Origin of the sequence: Kineococcus rugosus (assembly GCF_050871975.1) — a bacterium.
Taxonomy (GTDB): Bacteria; Actinomycetota; Actinomycetes; order Actinomycetales; family Kineococcaceae; genus Kineococcus.
This window is the reverse complement of sequence record NZ_JBJLSJ010000061.1, coordinates 1-14,017: the sequence shown is the minus strand read 5'-3', so window position 1 is coordinate 14,017 and position 14,017 is coordinate 1. Positions and strand designations below refer to the sequence as shown.

The following is a 14,017-nucleotide window of genomic DNA, read 5'->3' as shown; positions in this document are numbered from 1 at the left end:
CCCCCCCCTCCCCCCCCACCCCACCAGCCCCCAGAACTGCCGGCCGGCCCGCCCCCCCGGGCCCCCCCCCCCCCCCCCCCCCCCCCCCGGCCCACGCCGCCCCGATCCGCCCCGACCCGCCAGGAGACGCCGTGAGCGCCCAGAGCACGACCGCCCCACCGGTCCCGCCCCGCCCGGGCGCCCAGGTCCCGAAACCCTCGCTGCGGTCGCGGCTGTTCCGGTTCGAGGCCGTGGCCGCGCCGTACGCCTACATCGCCCCCTTCTTCCTGCTGTTCCTCGCCTTCGGGCTCTTCCCGCTGGTCTACACGATGTGGATCAGCTTCCAGTCCTACGAACTGGGCTCGGACCCGGAGTGGACGGGCTGGGAGAACTACGTCTGGCTGTTCACGAACGAGAAGTTCTACAACGCCCTGGCGAACACCTTCACCCTCGGCGTGCTGTCCACCGTGCCGCAGCTCCTGCTGGCCCTGGGCCTGGCGCACCTGCTGAACTACCGGATGCGCGGGCGGAACTTCTTCCGCGTGGCGATGATGATGCCCTACGCCACCTCGGTGGCCGCCTCCACGCTGGTGTTCGCCCAGATCTTCGGGCGCGACAACGGGTTCGCGAACTGGCTGCTCTCCCTCGTCGGCCTGGACGCCCTGGACTGGCGCAACGGTGACCTCAGCGCCCAGATCGCCATCTCGATCATCGTCATCTGGCGCTGGACGGGGTACAACGCCCTCATCTACCTGGCGGGCATGCAGTCCATCCCGCAGGACCTCTACGAGGCCGCCGCCCTCGACGGGGCGAACCGCTGGCAGCAGTTCCTGCACGTCACCCTGCCCGGCCTGCGGCCCACCATCCTGTTCACCGTGGTCGTCTCCACCATCGGGGCCACGCAGCTGTTCGGGGAGCCGCTGCTGTTCGGCGGTGTCGACGGCGGCGCGCTGAACCAGTACCAGACCCTGGGGCTGTTCATGTACCAGCAGGGCTGGGCCTTCGGCGCCCTCGGCCGGGCCGCCACGATCGCCTGGGTGACGTTCCTGCTGATCATCGTCCTCGTCCTGCTGAACACCGCGCTGGCCCGGTGGCGCGACCGCGACACCCAGGGAGCCCGTCGATGAGCACCACCACCGTCCGCGACGCCGCGCTGGCCGCCCCCACCCCGCCCGGCGGGGGCCGCCGCAAGCGCTACCGCGCACCCGACGCCGCCGGCGGCCTGACGTACGTCCTGCTGGGGATCACGACCTTCGTCTTCCTCGTGCCGTTCTACTACATGATCGTCGCGGCGAGCCGCCCCATGTCGGAGATGAACCAGTCGCCGCCGCCGTTCCTGCCCGGCCCGTACCTGTGGCAGAACATCACGACCGCGCTGGAGCAGCAGGCCATCGGCCTGGCCATCGTGAACTCCCTCGTCGTCGCCGGCGCCACGACCATCGGCACCCTGCTGTTCTGCACGCTCGCCGGGTTCGCCTTCGCGAAGCTGCGCTTCCGCGGCAAGAACGCGCTGTTCGCCATCACCATCGGGACCCTCATGATCCCCCCGACGCTGGGGGTCGTGCCGCTCTACAAGATCATGTCCGACTGGAACCTGGCCGGCCGGCTGGAGTCGGTGATCCTGCCCTCGCTGGTGACCGCGTTCGGGGTGTTCTTCATGCGCCAGTACCTCGTGCAGACCCTGCCCGACGAACTGCTGGAGGCGGCGAAGGTGGACGGCGCGTCCTCGACGCGCACGGTCTGGTCCATCGTGCTGCCCATCGCCCGGCCCGGGATGGCGGTCCTGGGGATGCTGACGTTCATGACGGCGTGGAACGACTTCTTCTGGCCCGTCATCGCGCTGAACTCCTCGATGCCGACCGTGCAGGTCGCCCTGAACAACCTCGGCAGCGGTTACGTCCCCGACACCTCGATCATCATGGCGGGAACCCTCGTCGGCACGCTGCCGGTCATCGTCGTGTTCATCCTGCTCGGCAAGCAGATCGTCAGCGGCATCATGGCCGGCGCCGTCAAGGGCTGAGCCGCCGCGGAACCCCCGAACCCCACCTCCCCGCCCGCCGCCACCGGAAAGGCCCCCGTGACCACCACCGAAGCAAGCCCCACCACCCCCGCCGCCACCGAGCGGTCCTTCCCGCCCGGGTTCGTCTGGGGGACCGCCACCGCCTCCTACCAGGTCGAGGGCGCGGTGGCCGAGGACGGCCGCACCCCGTCGATCTGGGACACCTTCAGCCACACCCCCGGCCGGGTGGCCGGCGGGGACACCGGCGACGTCGCCGACGACCACTACCACCGCTTCCGCGAGGACATCGCGCTCATGAAGCGGCTCGGGATGGCCTCCTACCGGTTCTCCGTCGCCTGGCCGCGCATCACCCCGCAGGTCAGCGCCGACGCGCTCGGCCCCGTCAACGAGGCCGGTCTGGCGTTCTACTCCACGCTGGTCGACGAACTGATCGCCGCCGGGATCGAACCCGCCGTCACCCTCTACCACTGGGACCTGCCGCAGGCCCTGGAGGACGCCGGCGGCTGGACCGCCCGCACGACCTCCGAGCGCTTCGCCGAGTACGCCGAGGTCGTGGCCGCGGCCCTGGGCGACCGGGTCCGCACGTTCATCACCCTCAACGAGCCCTGGTGCTCGGCCTACCTCGGCTACGCCTCCGGCGTCCACGCCCCGGGCCGCACCGAGCCCGCCGCCGCGCTGGCCGCGGTGCACCACCTCAACCTCGCCCATGGCCTCGGGGCGGCCGCCGTGCGCCGCGCCGCGCCGGGGGCGCGCGTCGCCCTCACCCTCAACCTGGCCTGGGTGCGGACCGAGGGTTCCCGCAAGGCCGACCACGACGCCGTCCGCCGCGTCGACGGGCTGCAGAACCGGGTGTTCCTCGACCCCGTCCTGCGCGGCCGCTACCCCGCCGACGTCCTGCTCGACACCGCCTCGGTCACCGACTGGTCCTTCGTGCGCGAGGGCGACCTGGCCCTCATCCACCAGCCGCTGGACGTGCTGGGCGTCAACTACTACAGCCCGACCGTGGTGCGGGCCTGGGACGGCTCGGCCCCGCGGGCCGAGAACGACGGGCACGGCGACAGCGCGCACAGCCCGTGGGTCGGCTCCACCGACGTCGAGTTCCCGGAGCTGCCCGGGGAGAAGACGGCCATGGGGTGGAGCATCGACCCGCGCGGCATGACCGAGCTGCTGCTTCGCATCCACCGCGAGCACCCCGGTCTGGAGCTGCTGGTCACCGAGAACGGCGCCGCCTACGACGACGTCGTCGTCGCCGGGCAGGTCCACGACGTCGAGCGCACCCGCTACCTGCGCGACCACCTCGCCGCGGTGCTCGACGCGGTGGAGGCCGGTGCCCCCGTCCGCGGCTACTACCTGTGGTCCTTCCTGGACAACTTCGAGTGGGGCTACGGGTTCTCCAAGCGGTTCGGCGTCGTGCACGTCGACTACGCGACGCAGGAGCGCACTGTGAAGGACAGCGCCCTCTGGTACGCGTCGGTGGTCAGCCGCAACGCGGTGCCCGCCGTCGTCGGCTGACGCACCCCCCCCGGCACCCCCGGCGCCCCCGGCGCGCCGCGGGTGCCGGGGGAGCGGCCGGCGTGCTCTTGCGCGGTGCAGCCCGCCGGGGTTGGGTGGGGCCCAGCGCGCCGACAGCGGAGTCGGCGCCCGAGAGGAGAGGCCCCCTCCGTGACCACGAGCACCGCCAGCGGCAACCGCGCCGTCGCCTACCTCGAACCCGGGAAGGTCGAGGTCCAGTCGATCGACTACCCGACGTTCGAGCTGAAGGACGGCCCGGGCGTCAACCCCGCCAACGTCGGCCGCAAGGTCGACCACGGGGTCATCCTCAAGCTCGTCGCCACCAACATCTGCGGCTCGGACCAGCACATGGTCCGCGGCCGCACGACCGCCCCGCCGAACCTGGTCCTGGGTCACGAGATCACCGGCGAGATCGTCGAGGTCGGCCGGGACGTGGAGTTCCTGCAGGTCGGGGACCTGGTGTCGGTGCCGTTCAACATCGCCTGCGGCCGGTGCCGGAACTGCAAGGAGCGCAAGACCGGCATCTGCCTCAACGTGAACCCCGACCGCCCCGGCTCGGCGTACGGGTACGTCGACATGGGCGGCTGGGTCGGCGGCCAGGCCGAGTACGTCCTGGTGCCCTACGCCGACTTCAACTGCCTGAAGTTCCCCGACCGCGACCAGGCGATGGAGAAGATCCTCGACCTGACCATGCTGTCCGACATCTTCCCCACGGGCTTCCACGGCGCCGTCACCGCCGGGGTCGGCGTGGGCTCCACGGTGTACGTCGCGGGGGCCGGGCCGGTGGGGCTGGCCGCCGCCGTGGGGGCCCAGCTGCTCGGCGCGGCCGTCGTCATCGTGGGCGACCTGAACGCCGACCGCCTCGAACGGGCGCGCAGCTTCGGCTGCGAGACGGTCGACGTCTCCCAGGGCGACCCGAAGGACCAGATCGAGCAGATCCTCGGGGTGCCGGAGGTGGACTGCGGGGTCGACGCGGTCGGCTTCGAGGCGCGCGGGCACGGCGCCGGGTCGGCGCAGGAGGCGCCGGCGACGGTGCTGAACTCCCTCATGGAGCTCACCGCGGCCGGTGGCGCGCTCGGCATCCCGGGCCTGTACGTCACCGGTGACCCGGGCGGGATCGACGAGGCCGCCAAGAAGGGCTCGCTGTCCCTCGACCTCGGCACGGGGTGGGCCAAGTCGCTGTCCTTCACGACGGGGCAGTGCCCGGTCATGAAGTACCACCGCGGGCTGATGATGGCGATCCTGCACGACAAGGTGCAGATCGCGAAGGCCGTGGGGGCGACGCCGATCTCGCTGGACGAGGCGCCCGCCGCGTACGCCGAGTTCGACGCCGGGGCGCCGAAGAAGTTCGTCATCGACCCGCACGGGATGATCAAGCGCTGACAGATTGTCCAGTTCGCCACCCCTGGACTAGGCAGACTGCCCGTCGTCGACGCGCTACGGTGTCCTGACAGCGCGTCGACGATGGGAGCTGCTCGTGTCCTCGGTGTTCCTCGACTCCTCGGCCGTGGTGCCGACGATCCGTGAACTGGCCCCGGCGGAGCGCACCGCGCTCGCCCGGCTGGGGTCCCGGCTCACCACCGATCCCGTCACCGCACCGGAGGCCTTCGGCCGCCAGGCCCGGCTGCTCGCCCGCGAGCTCCCGCAGGACCTCGCCGAGACCCTCTGGGCGTTCGAAGAGCGCGGCTCCGACAGCGGGGTCCTCGTCCTGCGGGGCCTGGAGGTCGGGGACCTGCCCGCCACCCCGCCGGACAACCGCGGCGGCGTCGGCGGCCGCACCCTGCTCGCCCGCCAGCAGGCCGTCGTCAGCCACGCCCTGGGCCACATGGTCGGGTACGCCGCCGAGGGCCACGGGCACCTCCTGCAGGACATGGTGCCGAACGCGAAGCTCGCCGCGACCCAGCAGTCGCAGGGCTCGCGCGTCGAGCTCGAGGCCCACACCGAGCAGTGCTTCTCCGGCCTGCGCCCCGACTACGTCGTGCTCGGCTGCCTGCGCGGCGACGCCGACGCCGCGACGTACGCCTTCCGCGCCCTCGACCTGCTCCCGCACGTCGACCCCGCCGACGTGCTCGAGCTGTTCCGGCCGCTGTGGACCACGCTCGTCGACGAGTCGTTCGCCGACTACCTCGACACCCGCGAGGTGCGCGGCCCCTTCCCGATCCTGTCCGGGGACGCCGACGACCCCACCATGCTCGTCGACCAGGACCTCATGCACGGCGTCACCAAGCACGCCCAGGCCCTCCTGGAGCGGGTCCTGGAGGTCTACGTCGCGCACCGGCACGCCGTCGTCCTGCAGCCCGGCGACGTGCTGCTGCTGGACAACCTGCGCGCCATGCACGGACGCTCCCCGTTCGCCCCGCGCTTCGACGGCACCGACCGCTTCATCACCCGCGGGTTCGTCGTGCGCGACCTGCGCCGGTCCCGCTTCGCCCGCCCCGGCGACGGCCGCGTCGTGCAGGCCAGCTTCTCCTGAGGGCACCCCGGGGACACCCCTGAGACACCCCCGCGGGCGCCGGCGACGTCAGCGCCGCCGGCGCCGGTGCCCGCGGGCGGTCCACCCCAGGTACCCGGTGAGCCCGGCCAGCGCCGCGCCGCCGACCGCGACGACCTTCGTCTCGTGCGGCTTGAGCCGCTCGGGGTCGGTCGAGCCGAGGGTCGCCAGGGCCCCGATGCCCGCGGACACCACGAGGCCGACGACGAGCCGGTTGCCGATCCGCTCCAGCCGCGCCACCAGCGGGTCGAGTTCGTCGGTGCGCAGCGACACCGAGATGCCGTCCCGGTCCAGCACGTCGAGCAGCCGGCCCAGCTGACCCGGCAGCTCCACGCCCAGCTGCGCGAAGTCCACGCCCGCCTGCCGCACCCGCTTGGCCAGCACCAGCGGGTCGAAGTGGCTGCGGACCAGGCGCCGCGCGTACGGGCCCAGGATCCGGCCCAGCTGGAAGTCGGGGTCCAGGCTCGCCCCCAGCCCCTCGGTCATGACGATCATCTTCACGACCAGGGCCAGGTTGCGGGGCAGGGCCAGGTGGTGCCGGCGCAGGATCTCCAGCACGTCGCGCACGATGTCGCCGACCGAGATCCGCCCCAGCGGCAGCCCCTCGTAGGTGCGCAGCAGGTGCGCGCAGTCGGCGGCCAGGCGCACCCGGTCCACCCGGTGCTCGGTGACGCCGATCGTGGCGAACGCGGCGGCGATGCGCGCCGGGTCCCGCCGGTCGAACGCGACCAGCAGCATCGCCAGGTGCTCGCGGGAGCGCTCGTCGACCTCCCCGACCATCCCGTAGTCGAGCAGCCCGATGCGCCCCGACGGTTCGATGAGGAAGTTGCCCGGGTGCGGGTCGGCGTGGAAGAACCCGTGCTCGAAGACCATGTCCGCCAGCAGCCGGGTCGCCCGCGCCGCCAGCGCCGACCGGTCGATCCCGTGCTCGGCGAGCGCCGCGTCGTCGCTGATCTTCACGCCGTGCAGCCGTTCCAGCGTGATGACCCGCGACGTCGTGGTCTCCCAGAAGACCTGCGGGACGTGGATGTCGGGGTCGCCGTGGAAGTTGCGGGCGAAGCGCTCGGCGTTGCGGCCCTCGGCCAGGTAGTCCAGCTCGGCCCGCAGCGTGTCCGCGAAGTCCGTCGCCAGACCGACGACGTCGTAGTCGGCCGCGACCGACCAGCGGCGCGAGGCCTGGACGGCGAGGGTCCGCAGGATCTCCAGGTCGCCCTCGACCTCCTCCACCACCCCGGGGCGGCGGACCTTCACCACGACCTGCGTGCCGTCCTCCCGGACGGCGGTGTGGGCCTGGCCGATCGAGGCGCTGGCCAGCGGGTCCCGGCTGAAGTGGACGAACAGCTCCTCCGGCTCGGCGCCCAGCTCCTCCTCGACGGCGCTGCGGACCACCTCCCACGGCACCGGGCTCGCGCTGTCCTGCAGCTTCTCCAGCTCGCGCTGGAACGCGGGGGACAGCAGGTCCGGGCGGGTCGAGAGGATCTGCCCGATCTTGGTGGCCGTCGGGCCGAGCTCCTCCATGACGAGGCGGACGTGCTCGGCGCGGGAGTGCCGCTCGCGCTCGCGGGGGCGGCCGAACAGCTCCCAGTCGGTGCGCACCCACCGTTCGAGCCCGAGGGCGTCGATGAAGTACCCCAGACCGTGCCGCGACAGGATGCGGCTGATCTGCAGGTAGCGGTCCTGGTGGCGCATGCCCCTCCCCGGGTGGCTCTGCCCGCACTCTACGGAGGGACGCGCCGGCCCGCGCGCGCCGCACCCTCGCCGGGCTCAGGCCGGTCGCGTCAGGCGGTGCACCGTCACCCCGGCCGGCCCGCCGTGCGGCAGCCGGCCCACCGTCCACGCCCGGGCCGCGCGCTCCAGGAACTCCGGCGCGGGCAGGCGGCCGGGGTCGGCGACCCACGCCTCACCGCCGGGGGCGACGAGGGCGGGCAGGACGTCCAGGATCGGCTCCACGTCGCGCCGCTCGTACAGGACGTCGGCGGCCACGACGAGGTCGAAGGGCGGGGCCAGGGGAGCGGGGTCCGCGGTCCAGCTCCACTCGGTCACGGTGAGGTCGGCGCCGTTGGCGGCGGCGTTGTCCCGCAGCACCGCGACGGCGTCGGGGGACCAGTCGGCCGCCGTCACCCGCTGCCCGGCGAGGGCGGCGACCAGGGACGGCACGCCCAGCCCGCACCCGATCTCCAGCGTGCGGGTGCCCGGCCCGCGACCGGCCAGCACCTCCGCGAGCGCCAGCGCGCTGGGCCACAGCTCGGCCCAGTACGGCACGAACTCGTCCCGCGCGAACGCCTCCTCGGTGAACAGCGCCTCCAGGTCGCGCGGCACCCTCAGCGCGAGCGCCCGTCCGGCCACCGACACGTCCCGTTCGACCAGGTCCAGCACCCCGCGAGCCTAGCGACCCGGGCGGCGACCCTGGAGTCGCGCGAGCGCCTCGTCGTCGGGACGTCGACGCGGTGACCGTGCTGCACCGCGAGTGGACCTTCGACGACCTGCTCGCCCTGCCCGACGACGGGTACCGCTACGAGATCCTGGACGGCCAGCTCATCGTGACCCCGCCCCCCTCCGTCGTGCACCAGGACGTGATCGACAACCTGAGGGAGGCGCTGACCGGGACGGTCCCGGGCGGCTGGCGGCTCACGACGGGCGTCGGCGTGCGGATGCCGCGGCTCGGACCCGAGCGGTACGTCATACCCGACCTCCTCGCCGGGGTCACCCTGGACCGGCTCACCGCCGAACCGCGCTGACCGCTCCACGGCGGCGGGACGACGGAGGGCCCGACCGCACCGGCGGTCGGGCCCTCCGTCGTGGTGCCTCAGAGCTTGCGGGAGATCAGCGCCTGCTTGACCTCGGCGATCGCCCGGGTCACCTGGATGCCGCGGGGGCAGGCCTCGGAGCAGTTGAAGGTCGTGCGGCAGCGCCACACGCCCTCCTTGTCGTTGAGGATCTCCAGGCGCAGGTCCGACGCCTGGTCGCGGCTGTCGAAGATGAACCGGTGCGCGTTGACGATCGCGGCGGGGCCGAAGTACTGGCCGTCGTTCCAGAACACCGGGCAGCTCGACGTGCACGCGGCGCACAGGATGCACTTGGTGGTGTCGTCGAAGCGCTCGCGGTCGGCCTGGGACTGGATGCGCTCGCGGGTCGGCTCGGCGCCCTTGGTGATGAGGAACGGCATGACCTCGCGGTAGGCCGCGAAGAACGGCTCCATGTCGACGATCAGGTCCTTCTCGATCGGCAGGCCCTTGATGGGCTCGACGACGATGGGCTTCTTGATGTCGAGGTCCTTCAGCAGCGTCTTGCACGCCAGCCGGTTGCGGCCGTTGATGCGCATCGCGTCCGAACCGCACACGCCGTGGGCGCAGGAGCGGCGGAACGTCAGGGTCCCGTCCTGCTCCCACTTCACCTTGTGCAGGGCGTCGAGCACGCGGTCGGTGCCGTGCATCGTCAGCTCGTAGTTCTCCCAGTGCGGCTCGGAGTCCTTCTCCGGGTCGTACCGGCGCAGCTTCAGGGTGATCGTGAACGAGGGGATCTCGCCCGTCCCGCCCGTCCCCTGGCCCTCGCCCGCCGAGGGGCGACCCCCGCCGCTGCGGGCGGTCTCGGCCGACTTGGCCGGACCCGCCTCGGCGTTCGTCTCCCGCGGGCTCGTCTCGAACGTCGACATCAGTACTTGCGCTCCATCGGCTGGTAACGGGTCTGGACGACCGGTTTGAAGTCCAGGCGCGTCGAGTAGGACCCGTCGGCGGCGTGCTCGCGGTAGACCATGGTGTGCCGCATGTAGTTCACGTCGTCGCGGTTGGGGTAGTCCTCGCGGAAGTGGCCGCCGCGGGACTCCTTGCGCTCCAGGGCGCCCAGGCACATCGCCTCGGCGAGGTCGAGCAGGAATCCGAGCTCCAGGCCCTCGAGCAGGTCGAGGTTGAAGCGCTTGCCCTTGTCCTGGACCGAGGCGCGCGCGTAGCGCTCCTTGAGCCGCTCGATGTCGGTGAGGGCCTGCTTGAGCGTCGCCTCGGTGCGGAACACCTGGGCGTTGGCGTCCATGGACTCCTGCAGCTCGCGGCGGATGTCGGAGATGCGCTCGCCCTGGGGGCGGTCGCGCAGCTCGGCCATCCAGTTCACGACGGGCAGCTCCGAGCCGTCGGGCACGGCGATCCACTCGGCCTTCTTCGCGTACTCCGCGGCGGCGATGCCGGCGCGGCGGCCGAAGACGTTGATGTCGAGCAGGGAGTTGGTGCCCAGGCGGTTGGACCCGTGCACCGAGACGCAGGCGACCTCGCCGGCGGCGTACAGGCCCGGCACCACGCGGGTGTTGTCCTGCAGCACCTCGGCGTCGACGTTCGTCGGCACCCCGCCCATGGCGTAGTGCGCCGTGGGGTACACCGGGACGGGCTCGGTGTACGGCTCGACGCCCAGGTAGGTGCGGGCGAACTCGGTGATGTCGGGGAGCTTGGCGTCGATGTGCGCCGGTTCGAGGTGGGTCAGGTCGAGCAGGACGTAGTCCTTGTTCGGCCCGGCGCCGCGGCCCTCGCGCACCTCGTTGGCCATCGACCGGGCGACGATGTCGCGCGGGGCGAGGTCCTTGATGGTGGGGGCGTAGCGCTCCATGAACCGCTCGCCGTCGGCGTTGCGCAGGATCCCGCCCTCGCCGCGCGCGGCCTCGGACAGCAGGATGCCCAGGCCCGCGAGGCCGGTCGGGTGGAACTGGAAGAACTCCATGTCCTCCAGCGGCAGGCCGCGGCGGTAGGCGATGGCCATGCCGTCGCCGGTGAGGGTGTGCGCGTTCGAGGTCGTCTTGTAGACCTTGCCCGCGCCGCCGGTGGCCAGGACGACCGACTTGGCCTGGAAGACGTGGATCTCGCCGGTGGCGAGCTCGTACGCGACGACGCCGGCGATGCGCTTGTCCCCGGGGACGCCGATGGTCGGCGGGGTGGCCAGGCCGGGCTGCTCGGCGGCGCCCTCGATCTCGGTGCCGGTCCTCGCCTCGGTCTGCGGCACGAGCAGCAGGTCCAGGACGTAGAACTCGTTGAAGAACTCCACCTCGTGCTTCACGCACTGCTGGTAGAGGGTCTGCAGGATCATGTGGCCGGTGCGGTCGGCGGCGAAGCAGCTGCGGCGCACGGGGGACTTGCCGTGGTCGCGGGTGTGCCCGCCGAAGCGGCGCTGGTCGATCTTGCCCTCGGGCGTGCGGTTGAAGGGCAGGCCCATCTTCTCCAGGTCGAGGACCGCGTCGATGGCCTCCTTGCACATCACCTCGGCCGCGTCCTGGTCGACGAGGTAGTCACCGCCCTTGACGGTGTCGAAGGTGTGCCACTCCCAGTTGTCCTCCTCGACGTTGGCCAGCGCGGCGCACATGCCGCCCTGAGCCGCACCGGTGTGCGAGCGCGTCGGGTAGAGCTTGGTGAGGACCGCGGTGCGGGCCCGCTGGCCCGACTCCAGGGCCGCGCGCATCCCCGCGCCGCCCGCGCCGACGATGACGACGTCGAACTGGTGCGTCTGCATGGTGGCTGCTCCGCTCTCGGATCAGGTGTTCGGGCTGGTGACGGTGGGCACGTTGTCGATCGCCGGGCGGCAGACGTCCAGCGTGGAGTTCGGGTCCATGCACGGGTCGAAGGTGAAGATGACCAGCGTGCCGACGACGAGGACGATGACGGTGGCCAGGTAGAGCGCCATCTTCAGCCAGAAGCGGGTCGCGTCGCGCTCGGCGTAGTCGTTGATGACGGTGCGGACGCCGTTGGTGCCGTGCAGCTGCGCCAGCCACAGCATCAGCAGGTCCCAGACCTGCCAGAAGGGGCTGGACCACTTGCCGGCGACGAAACCCCAGTCGACCTGGTGGATCCCGGTGCCCGTCATGAGGTTGACGAACAGGTGGCCGAAGACGAGGACGATGAGGACGACGCCGGACACGCGCATGAACAGCCAGCCGTAGAGCTCCCAGTTGGTCCGGGTCGGCTTGTTGCGCTTGTACGGCGAGCGCGGGGTCTCCAGGGCGGGGGCGTAGCTGCCGCCGGGGGTCTGATCAGTGCTCACGACTGCGCCCCTCAGTGGGTGAAGACGTTGGTCAGGTGGCGGACGAGGAACGGCACCATGAGGGCGACCCACACGACCACGACGCCCCAGAACAGCTTGCGCTGGTGCTTGGTGCCGCCGGACCAGAAGTCGACGAGGATGATGCGGACCCCGTTGAGGGCGTGGAAGACGACCGCGCCGACGAGGCCGGCCTCGCCCAGGCCCATGACGGGGTTCTTGTACTGGCCGATCACGCCGTTGTAGACCTCGGGGGAGACCCGCACGGTCGCGGTGTCCAGGACGTGGACGAAGAGGAAGAAGAAGATCAGGACACCGGAGATCCGGTGCATCACCCACGACCACATGCCTTCGCGGCCCCGGTAGAGGGTTCCTGCGGGTTTCCTGCTCCCGGCGGGCGTCCCCTGTCCGGGTGGGGTCAGGCTCGTGGCCACCAGCGTCCTCCTCGAGTGCTCCTCGACGCCGGGTCCACCGGGGCTACGGCGCGCAGGCGGCGGCGTCTGGGATCCACTGTAGGCGCGCGGTCACGCGCGGGCCGCCCCACGGGCGGGCCCGTGGGGGATTTGTGATGAAGGACTCACGGCGCCGTGAGGTGCGCGTCACGCAGGTCAGCCTCACCTACCGTGGACCACGCAGGGCCGTCCGCGCAACCTCCTACGGCGTGTCGGAGGCAGGAGCACCCGCTCGGCGGACCCGTGGGGGTGATCTCCCGGTCGCGCCCGGCCCGCCCCGGTAGGTTCGCCCGCATGACTGACGGGGGACAGCACAGCACCAGCCGGCCCGCTGGACCGGGGGCCTGGTCGGCGTCGTGGTCGGAGGACGACCTCGAGGACGCCCAGATCGACCTGTCCGACTTCCACGCGGTGGTGCCCGCCGGCGGGGCCGGCACCCGGCTGTGGCCGCTGTCGCGCAGCGACCGGCCCAAGTTCCTGCTCGACCTCACCGGCCGCGGCCGCACCCTCCTGCAGCAGACCTGGGACCGGCTGCTGCCCCTGGCCGACGCCGACCGGCTGCTCGTCGTGACCGGCCGCTCCCACGCCGACGCCGTCGCCGCCCAGCTGCCGGACCTGCCCGAGGCCAACATCCTGCGCGAACCGGCCCGGCGCGACTCCGCGGCCGCCATCGGCCTGGCCGCCGCCGTCCTCGTGCGCCGCAACCCCGACGCCGTCCTCGGCTCCTTCGCCGCCGACCACAACATCTCCGGCCGCGACGACTTCGAGAGCTCCGTCGAGGAGGCCGTCGTCACCGCCCGCCGCGGGTTCGTCGTCACCATCGGCATCGCGCCCTCCCACCCGGCCACCGGCTTCGGCTACATCCGCCTCGGCAAGCGCCTGCGGCTGGAGGGGGCCCCCAACGCCCGCCGCGTCGTGCAGTTCAAGGAGAAGCCCGACGCCCGCACCGCCTCGGCCTACCTGTCCACCGGCGACTACCGCTGGAACGGCGGCATGTTCGTCACCCGCGCCGACGTCCTGCTCGAGCTGCTCGCCGCGCACGCCCCCGCCCTGCACGCCGGTCTGCAGCGCATCGCCGACGCCTGGGACACCCCCCAGCGCGACGCGGTCCTGGAGGAGCAGTGGGCCGCGCTGCCCGCGATCGCGATCGACCACGCCGTCGCCGAGCCGGCCGCCGAGGAGGGCCGCGTCGCCGTCGTGCCCGCCACCTTCGGCTGGGACGACGTCGGCGACTTCTCCTCCCTCGGCGACCTGCTGCCCGCCGACGCCGACCGGCCCAAGGTCCTGGGCGACCCCGGCCTCGTCCTCACCGAGGGCGTCGCCGGCGGGCTCGTCGTGCCCGCCAACGACCGCGTCGTCGCGCTCCTCGGCGTCGACGACCTCGTGGTCGTCGACACCCCCGACGCCCTCATGGTCACCACCCGGGCCCGGGCCCAGGAGGTCAAGAAGCTCGTCGAGCGGGCCCTGGAGGCCGGGCTCGACGAGGTCGTCTAACCCCGGCCCCGTGCGGGCCCCGGTCCCGGCCCCGGTGCGGGCCCCGGCCGGGCCCCGCAC

At 72.4% G+C, this 14,017-nt stretch carries 13 protein-coding genes; 7 read left to right on the top strand and 6 right to left on the bottom strand.

Annotated elements, in window-relative coordinates; translation table 11 throughout:
• Positions 1–131: 131 nt before the first annotated feature.
• The 5 genes from ACRYM6_RS22335 to ACRYM6_RS22315 all read left to right on the top strand — a co-directional run bounded on the left by ACRYM6_RS22335 (position 132) and on the right by ACRYM6_RS22315 (position 5,984).
• The gene (locus ACRYM6_RS22335) at positions 132–1,106 is read left to right on the top strand and encodes a carbohydrate ABC transporter permease (RefSeq protein WP_432545087.1); all 975 of its coding nucleotides are present in this window, start codon (positions 132–134) and stop codon (positions 1,104–1,106) included.
• Positions 1,103–1,999, top strand: coding sequence for a carbohydrate ABC transporter permease (locus tag ACRYM6_RS22330; protein ID WP_432545086.1), 897 nt, complete (start codon positions 1,103–1,105; stop codon positions 1,997–1,999). The genes ACRYM6_RS22335 and ACRYM6_RS22330 overlap by 4 nt, the downstream gene beginning before the upstream one ends.
• 57 nt (positions 2,000–2,056) lie before the next feature.
• Positions 2,057–3,511: a GH1 family beta-glucosidase gene (locus ACRYM6_RS22325; protein WP_432545085.1), complete on the top strand. Its 1,455-nt coding sequence runs from the start codon at positions 2,057–2,059 to the stop codon at positions 3,509–3,511.
• Between the two features lie 150 nt (positions 3,512–3,661).
• A complete protein-coding gene (gene fdhA / locus ACRYM6_RS22320) occupies positions 3,662–4,894 on the top strand; it encodes a formaldehyde dehydrogenase, glutathione-independent (protein ID WP_432545084.1) in 1,233 nt (410 codons plus the stop codon).
• Between the two features lie 94 nt (positions 4,895–4,988).
• Positions 4,989–5,984 carry a TauD/TfdA family dioxygenase gene (locus ACRYM6_RS22315; protein ID WP_432545083.1) on the top strand — a complete coding sequence of 332 codons (996 nt, stop codon included), beginning with the start codon at positions 4,989–4,991 and terminating at the stop codon, positions 5,982–5,984.
• Between the two features lie 48 nt (positions 5,985–6,032).
• On the opposite strand, the gene ACRYM6_RS22310 is transcribed toward ACRYM6_RS22315, so the two are convergent.
• Both ACRYM6_RS22310 and ACRYM6_RS22305 read right to left on the bottom strand, forming a co-directional pair.
• The gene (locus tag ACRYM6_RS22310; protein ID WP_432545082.1) at positions 6,033–7,691 is read right to left on the bottom strand and encodes an ABC1 kinase family protein; all 1,659 of its coding nucleotides are present in this window, start codon (positions 7,689–7,691) and stop codon (positions 6,033–6,035) included.
• Positions 7,692–7,766: 75 nt separating this feature from the next.
• Complete coding sequence (locus tag ACRYM6_RS22305) at positions 7,767–8,378, bottom strand: class I SAM-dependent methyltransferase (protein WP_432545081.1); 612 nt, start codon at positions 8,376–8,378, stop codon at positions 7,767–7,769.
• 71 nt (positions 8,379–8,449) lie between these two features.
• Here ACRYM6_RS22305 and ACRYM6_RS22300 point away from each other — a divergent pair, with 71 nt between their 5' ends.
• Complete coding sequence (locus ACRYM6_RS22300; protein WP_432545080.1) at positions 8,450–8,740, top strand: Uma2 family endonuclease; 291 nt, start codon at positions 8,450–8,452, stop codon at positions 8,738–8,740.
• Between the two features lie 68 nt (positions 8,741–8,808).
• Here the strand turns inward: ACRYM6_RS22300 and ACRYM6_RS22295 are convergent, their stop codons facing one another.
• Genes ACRYM6_RS22295 through sdhC form a run of 4 tightly spaced genes read right to left on the bottom strand, consistent with a single transcriptional unit; the run spans position 8,809 to position 12,445 of the window.
• Complete coding sequence (locus ACRYM6_RS22295; protein ID WP_432545079.1) at positions 8,809–9,654, bottom strand: succinate dehydrogenase iron-sulfur subunit; 846 nt, start codon at positions 9,652–9,654, stop codon at positions 8,809–8,811.
• Entirely contained in the window at positions 9,654–11,486 is a 1,833-nt protein-coding gene (locus ACRYM6_RS22290; RefSeq protein WP_432545078.1) for an FAD-binding protein, read from the bottom strand. Before ACRYM6_RS22290 ends, ACRYM6_RS22295 begins: the two co-directional genes overlap by 1 nt.
• A 21-nt stretch (positions 11,487–11,507) precedes the next feature.
• Entirely contained in the window at positions 11,508–12,014 is a 507-nt protein-coding gene (locus ACRYM6_RS22285; protein ID WP_432509863.1) for a succinate dehydrogenase hydrophobic membrane anchor subunit, read from the bottom strand.
• An 11-nt stretch (positions 12,015–12,025) separates the two neighbouring features.
• A complete protein-coding gene (gene sdhC, locus ACRYM6_RS22280; protein ID WP_432545077.1) occupies positions 12,026–12,445 on the bottom strand; it encodes a succinate dehydrogenase, cytochrome b556 subunit in 420 nt (139 codons plus the stop codon).
• A gap of 312 nt (positions 12,446–12,757) precedes the next feature.
• Here sdhC and ACRYM6_RS22275 point away from each other — a divergent pair, with 312 nt between their 5' ends.
• Positions 12,758–13,957 (top strand): mannose-1-phosphate guanylyltransferase, encoded by a 1,200-nt coding sequence (locus ACRYM6_RS22275; RefSeq protein ID WP_432545076.1) that lies wholly within the window; start codon positions 12,758–12,760, stop codon positions 13,955–13,957.
• Positions 13,958–14,017 lie beyond the last annotated feature (60 nt).

What these genes read in the sequence shown, in the direction of transcription:
- ACRYM6_RS22275 (WP_432545076.1), top strand. Translation starts at nt 12,758, where the DNA reads ATGACTGACGGGGGACAGCACAGCACCAGCCGGCCCGCTGGACCGGGG.
- ACRYM6_RS22290 (WP_432545078.1), bottom strand. Translation starts at nt 11,486, where the DNA reads ATGCAGACGCACCAGTTCGACGTCGTCATCGTCGGCGCGGGCGGCGCG.
- ACRYM6_RS22330 (WP_432545086.1), top strand. Translation starts at nt 1,103, where the DNA reads ATGAGCACCACCACCGTCCGCGACGCCGCGCTGGCCGCCCCCACCCCG.
- ACRYM6_RS22295 (WP_432545079.1), bottom strand. Translation starts at nt 9,654, where the DNA reads ATGTCGACGTTCGAGACGAGCCCGCGGGAGACGAACGCCGAGGCGGGT.
- ACRYM6_RS22310 (WP_432545082.1), bottom strand. Translation starts at nt 7,691, where the DNA reads ATGCGCCACCAGGACCGCTACCTGCAGATCAGCCGCATCCTGTCGCGG.